We start from the raw sequence: 6,035 nt of genomic DNA on the forward strand, positions 1-6,035 counted from the left end.
CATAGGTTGGATCTTAAGGAATAAAACTTGAAAACATGCTCTGAATTTGATCTGATAGTAATCGCCAAACCACTATCTATCCCAAAAGCAGAGCATGAATAAATATAATACTGAGTTAAACAAAATAACGAAAGTGCTTAACGATTTTAATATTAACGAAATAGGTAAAACAAGCCGTTTTTGTAGCCGTAAACGAATAATAAAACCTTTCGAATTAGTCATGTCGTTAATAACGGCTCTAGGCGATAAATCGGTAAACACCGTGACAGATTTACATCGTTATTTTGTGAAGTTGACGGAAACTGATGTTCAATATAAACCGTTTCACAATCAACTGAGTAAGCCTGAATTCAGCCAATTGATGAAATCACTGGTCGATGTGGCGTTAAATGAATGGCAGCAACAAATACTCGGCACAGAAGTCACACTGTCAGATTTCAAACGCATCATATTGCAAGACGGAAGTTCGTTCGCAGTGCACGATAGTTTAAAAGATACCTTTAAAGGTCGCTTTACTAAAATAAGTCCTGCGGCAATAGAGGTTCATGTGAGTTGGGATGTGCTTCAAGGTTATCCCGAAGAAATCTCAGTGAGTCCTGATAGCCAAGCTGAATATGATTTTTTACCTGATGCTAAATCGTTAGTCGACACCTTGTTTTTAGCGGATAGAGGTTATTTTAAGTTATCGTATCTTGAATCAATTGATACAGCAGGAGGCTTTTATGTTGTCAGGGCTAAAACCACGGTTAATCCAACCGTAGTAGCTGCTTTTAATCGTCACGGTAACGCGTTAAAACGGTTTTCACAGAAGAAGCAAAAGGACGTTAAAAAGCATATTCGTCGTAGTGTTATTGTCGATATGGATGTGGAAGGTAAAACTAATTATCGATTGATTGCGAGCTGGCCTAGAGGAAAAAGTGAGCCTACTTATTGGGCAACGAACTTAAATCGAGAAAAATTTAGCGCTGAAGCGGTAATAAAGCTCTACAGTCTCAGGTGGCAAATAGAGTTACTGTTTAAAGAATGGAAGTCTTATTGCAACCTGCAAAAATTTAACACCAGAAAAGCGAGCATGATGGAAGGCTTGGTGTGGGCAAGTTTATTGACGTTGTTAGTAAAGAGGCGAATAGGCATGAGTGTTCAACAACTTGCCGGTATTGAGCTATCAACATTTATGGTAGCAAAAAACACCCAAGGTTGGTTTTATCAATTAATGGAGTCGATAACACAAGGCGTGATATCGACACTGAATAAAGCATGGCAAAAAACTATCAGTTTTTTGTCAAAATATGCACGAAGAGCGAACCCAAAAAGAGATAAAGAAAAAGGACGATTAAAATGCGGCCTGAATCCAATTATCTCTTAATGTCTAACCTATGAATCGTTATTAGTTAACGCTTAAAGTATTTAAAGGTGGCATATGCCACCTTTTTTAATGCCTAAATTTTAACTTTACTGTGGCTATAGTTGTTTTACTTCAATGGTACTAGGGCTCTTATTTAAAACATGGGCTACGCGTTGGCTAAGCTCTGGCAGTACGTCATGTTCAAACCATGAATTTTTTTTAAGCCAAATATTATTACGCGGGCTTGGGTGCGGAAGTACCAAATAGTGTGGCCAATACTCACGCCACGATTTTACTAACTCAGTTAATGGTAACTTTTTTGTTTGTGGTAAGTGGTAGGCTTGTGCATATTTACCTAAAATTATAGTTAGTTCGATGTTTGGTAATGCAGCTAATAATTGTTCACGCCAAGCGGGTGCGCACTCTTTACGTGGTGGTAAATCGCCTGACTTCCCTTTTCCAGGATAACAAAATCCCATAGGTAAAATGGCGATATTATTGGCGTTGTAAAACTCACTACTTGTAAGCCCTAGCCAATCACGTAAGCGATTACCGCTTGCATCGTTAAACGGTATACCCGTTTCATGCACTTTAGTGCCAGGTGCTTGACCTGCAATTAAAATACGTGCATTTGGGTTAAATTGTATTACAGGGCGAGCGCCTAAAGGTAAGTGAGGTTCGCAGATCACGCATTTACTAACTTGCTCTATTAATTGGCTCGTATTCATTTACTTTTGACCTTAAATGCTTAAAAAACACTCTTTTTGGCTGTTTATGCTTAATGAGTTGGTAAAAAATCGGTTTATTTTATCTAAAACAGCGATTAGTTAGTAAAATCCTGATCTTTAAGCCTCAATTCCCTACAGCCCTTATAGTTCCTAGTGTTCTTTCGCCCATACCGCAAATTCGTTACCACTTGGTTCTGCAAAGTGAAACCGACAACCGCCAGGAAACTCAAAAATAGGTTTTAATATTACTCCGCCAAATGCCTCTACTTTTTTAAAGGTTGCGTGTATGTCGTCGCTATAAAAAATAAGTAATGCTGCCCCGTGCTGAGTTAGTGATTTTAATGGAGCCTGAAAAATCCCACCATCTAACCCCTGCCCGCTAAACGCCGTGTACTCTGGACCATAGTCGGTAAATTGCCAATTAAATACATGGCTAAAAAAAACTTTTGTAGCCACTAAGTCGCATGCCGTAAATTCTACATAATTTAGTTTTTCGTGATCGCTCATCGTTATATTTGCCCTGTATTTTATATATTGAGTAACCTTAAATCTTATAGTTATGTGGATCAATACATTGATTTTATTTGGGATCATTATTTTACTAAGTAGTTATGCACAATGATCGATAAACCTAAATATCACAAATGAGAATAGCTATCTTTTGTATTTATAAACTATATAATAATGCCTCATTTTTACCCTCGGCGTTTATAAGGGATTAATTTATTATGCAGGCACAACCGCTTAGTGCACAGCTTTCGCAATTATTTAAAGAGCCTTCAAAGCTTAAATATCGTTTTTCGGTGTTTATGCGTTTTTTAATTGCCATTGTAGGTGGATATTGTTTTACGGCTATAACAACTGCTTTGCTTAGCCTTGTATTGCCTCTAGCCAAGCAAGATGCAGTGCTACTGTGTGTATCAGTTAGTATTTTAATTTACTCAATTGTGTTTATTTTAGCTTTTACGGTTAGATCATTAAAAACTGTTTGGATCAGTATTTTACTAGCTATAGTAACTCAGCTTTTATTACTTGCCATGTTAAAGGATTGGGTATGAAAGACAGCTTTTTTAGATCGATGACTTGGTTACACACTTGGGTAGGGTTACTCGTTTGTTGGTTATTATATTTAATATTTTTTGCAGGAACTCTTAGCTTTTTTAGAGATGAAATAACGTTATGGAATCAACCTGCCATACATAATATACAAGCCCAAACACAGCGTATAGAAGCGCAAAAACAACAAATAATTACAGGATTTGATTACTTAGCTAGTCACGGAGCTAACTCACCAAGCTGGCGTATTACATTACCTGAGCAGCGTATTCCTTATTTAATCTATGGTTATGCAAAACCAAAAGAGCCAGGTCAGCGCCGCAGTCAGTTTAAAAACACACAGCTAAACCCTAATACTATGCAAGAGCTCGAGCCCTTTGTAGATACTAAAGGCGGTAACTTTTTTTACCGGTTGCATTATGATTTACATTATATGGATGCAATAACGGCGCGCTGGATTGTATGTTTTGCTAGCTTTTTTATGCTGATTGCCATTATTTCGGGCGTGGTTATTCATAAGCGTATTTTTAAAGATATGTTTAGCTTTAGACGCAACAAAGGCAGCCGTACATGGTTAGATGCCCATAACTTAAGCTCTGTGCTTGCCCTTCCTTTTCATTTAATGATTACTTACACGGGCATTATTACGCTTATATTTATGTTGTTCCCTTACCCTGCAGAAATGACCTACGATAAGGGTATGCGTGGCTTTTTTAATGATGTAACGCCTCGCAACACCATGACCGATAAAGCCAAAGGCGAATCGTCAATGGTGCCGATTCAAAATATTTTAGATCAGGTTTATACTAAGTGGCCACATGCAGATATTACCCGCGTACAAGTTAACCAACCAAATATGGCAGCTTCAACAATTACCGTATTGGTAAGCGCAGGTAAAACACTACGTGACCAAGCACCACGCTTAATATTTAGTGGTGCTACAGGACAAATGGTCGCTAAAACTGGTGACGAACTAACTAGCAGCAAAGCGCTTTACGAGTCGCTTAATTCAATGCATACGGGGCGTTTAGCTACGTGGTTGTTGCGCTGGTTATACGTATTAGGCGGTATTGCAGGCTGTGTAATGATTGGCTCTGGTTGTATTATGTGGGCTAAACGAATTCGCGAGCGAACTAAAAATAACGTTAAACCGTCGTTTGGTTTAAAACTAGTTGAAGGGTTAAATCTAGCCACTATTATGGGGCTCCCGCTGGCAACGTGTGCATTTTTTATTGCTAACAGACTACTTAGCCCAACTACCGCAGAGCGCGCAGATAAAGAAATACTCGCCTTCTTTTTAACATGGCTAGCAGTTGCTCTTGTAGCACTTATAAAGCGCGATACACTGCAATGGCGAGTTATGGCAGCTATAAATGCTGTTGCATGTTTAAGCGTACCAGTTATTAATGCGCTTACAACTAACGGTAATATAGTTAGCTATTTGATGCAAAAACAATGGGCTTTATTTACTTTTGATGCACTGTTTTTACTGTTTAGTATATTATTTTTTATACAAACCGAAAAATTACGTACTGCTAAAAGCAACTCAAAAACAATCAGCCCTAGCCAATCTAATAATCTTAAAAGGGAGAAACCATGATTGATTTACTTGGTTTTTCCCTGTGTTTGTTCAGTTTTAACTGTTTTGCGCTGGCTAAGTTTAACCACTTTAAAGGCGTATTTAAAAAACGCCCTACAGAACCCCAATGTAAAAAGCTGTTATTAGCCGCTTGGATCAGTATTTTACTAAGCTTAGTGCTTTTTGTAGCCACTCAAGGAGGGTATGGAGCATTACTGTTTTGTGGTTTTATGAGCCTAAGTGTCTTAATTATAATGATTTTTTATAATTTTTTAATTAGTTATGTAAAAATACTAAGTATTATAAATATAGCGATAATTGCACTAACAGGGCTTTTTGTTGGTTTAAACTAGGCTTAGTTAGTAAAAGCGTGATCCGTTGTTTTTCCATATACTAGGTAAAAAAATGGCAAGCTATATAGCTTGCCAACAATAGGGGATATTTAGTGTTTCTAATACTTACTGTCTACGGCAAGTACACTTAACATAACCATAGTATATTTAAGTTACTTTACAGTGAGGTGATACTTTTATTACAGCTGTAAAGGGGCTTTACACTGTTTATTGCTCAACCCAAATAATTTGATCGGTAGCAAAGCCAAGCTCTTTTGCTTTAGTTAAAAAGTGCTCTTTAAGCTCTTTACTAACCGTTGGTGTACGCGACAAAAACCACAAGTAATCTTTGTTGTAACTGGTTATAAATGCATATTGATAATCGGGTTGGTCAAGCTCAAAAATAACGTAAGCGCCATAAAACGGACCAAAAAACGACACTTTAAAATGACCTGTATCGGTGTCTTCAACAAACTTGGCTAAGCCTTCTGCGTCATTCCATTTTTTATCATCAGTTAGGTAACCTTTATTGAGTACCTTTACTGTGCCGTCGTCGTTGATAGAGTACGTTGCAGTAACTTGCTCCATCCCTTCTTCAAACGAGTGGTTAAGGCGAGCTATTTCGTACCACTTGCCCTTATACTTTTGTATATCAAAGTTTTTAACGGGTGTTATTCCCTCAGGAGGGCTGGTACATGCACTAAGAAAAAATAACCCTGTAATAAGTAAACCGTATTTAATAGCCTTCATGTAAGCTCCTTTTTTAATTACATAAATCGTACGTATTATCTAAATATAGATGGATATAAAGTTTGCTAGCCGATTAAAAAAAATTGCTATAGGATCGTATTAATTCTAAAGCAATAAAAATGACCATAGCATGAAAATTTGGGTAGATGCAGACGCGTGTCCTGTCGTTATAAAAGAAATACTTTTTAGGGCAGCAGAGCGTATGAAAATCGACACTATTTTAGTGGCTAATCACGCAATGCGTA

Annotated in this window: 7 protein-coding genes and 1 pseudogene; 5 read left to right on the forward strand and 3 right to left on the reverse strand. The window is 37.5% G+C overall.

What is annotated here, in order from left to right; genetic code table 11:
- Positions 1-94: 94 nt before the first annotated feature.
- On the forward strand, positions 95-1,366 hold the full coding sequence (locus tag L647_RS0110350) for an IS4 family transposase (protein WP_024610808.1): 1,272 nt from the start codon (positions 95-97) through the stop codon (positions 1,364-1,366).
- 95 nt (positions 1,367-1,461) lie between these two features.
- Here the strand turns inward: L647_RS0110350 and L647_RS0110355 are convergent, their stop codons facing one another.
- Both L647_RS0110355 and L647_RS0110360 read right to left on the reverse strand, forming a co-directional pair.
- The gene (locus L647_RS0110355; RefSeq protein ID WP_024611056.1) at positions 1,462-2,073 is read right to left on the reverse strand and encodes a uracil-DNA glycosylase family protein; all 612 of its coding nucleotides are present in this window, start codon (positions 2,071-2,073) and stop codon (positions 1,462-1,464) included.
- Positions 2,074-2,223: 150 nt separating this feature from the next.
- A complete protein-coding gene (locus L647_RS0110360) occupies positions 2,224-2,580 on the reverse strand; it encodes a VOC family protein (RefSeq protein ID WP_024611057.1) in 357 nt (118 codons plus the stop codon).
- Positions 2,581-2,882: 302 nt separating this feature from the next.
- On the opposite strand from L647_RS0110360, the gene L647_RS0110365 reads away from it, so the two are divergent.
- Genes L647_RS0110365 through L647_RS0110375 form a run of 3 tightly spaced genes read left to right on the forward strand, consistent with a single transcriptional unit; the run spans position 2,883 to position 5,061 of the window.
- Positions 2,883-3,131, forward strand: coding sequence for a hypothetical protein (locus L647_RS0110365; RefSeq protein WP_231613257.1), 249 nt, complete (start codon positions 2,883-2,885; stop codon positions 3,129-3,131).
- A complete protein-coding gene (locus L647_RS0110370) occupies positions 3,128-4,729 on the forward strand; it encodes a PepSY-associated TM helix domain-containing protein (RefSeq protein WP_024611059.1) in 1,602 nt (533 codons plus the stop codon). The genes L647_RS0110365 and L647_RS0110370 overlap by 4 nt, the downstream gene beginning before the upstream one ends.
- Complete coding sequence (locus L647_RS0110375) at positions 4,726-5,061, forward strand: DUF3325 domain-containing protein (RefSeq protein WP_024611060.1); 336 nt, start codon at positions 4,726-4,728, stop codon at positions 5,059-5,061. Before L647_RS0110370 ends, L647_RS0110375 begins: the two co-directional genes overlap by 4 nt.
- A 207-nt stretch (positions 5,062-5,268) precedes the next feature.
- Here L647_RS0110375 and L647_RS0110380 read toward each other — a convergent pair whose 3' ends face one another.
- Positions 5,269-5,790, reverse strand: a complete 522-nt coding sequence (locus L647_RS0110380; RefSeq protein ID WP_024611061.1) for a lipocalin family protein — start codon at positions 5,788-5,790, stop codon at positions 5,269-5,271.
- Positions 5,791-5,920: 130 nt separating this feature from the next.
- Between L647_RS0110380 and L647_RS1000000126380 the strand changes: the two are divergent.
- Positions 5,921-6,035, forward strand: a pseudogene (locus tag L647_RS1000000126380) (YaiI/YqxD family protein); the annotation flags it as partial.

This window comes from Pseudoalteromonas sp. TB64 (genome assembly GCF_000498095.1).
Classification (GTDB): domain Bacteria; phylum Pseudomonadota; class Gammaproteobacteria; order Enterobacterales; family Alteromonadaceae; genus Pseudoalteromonas.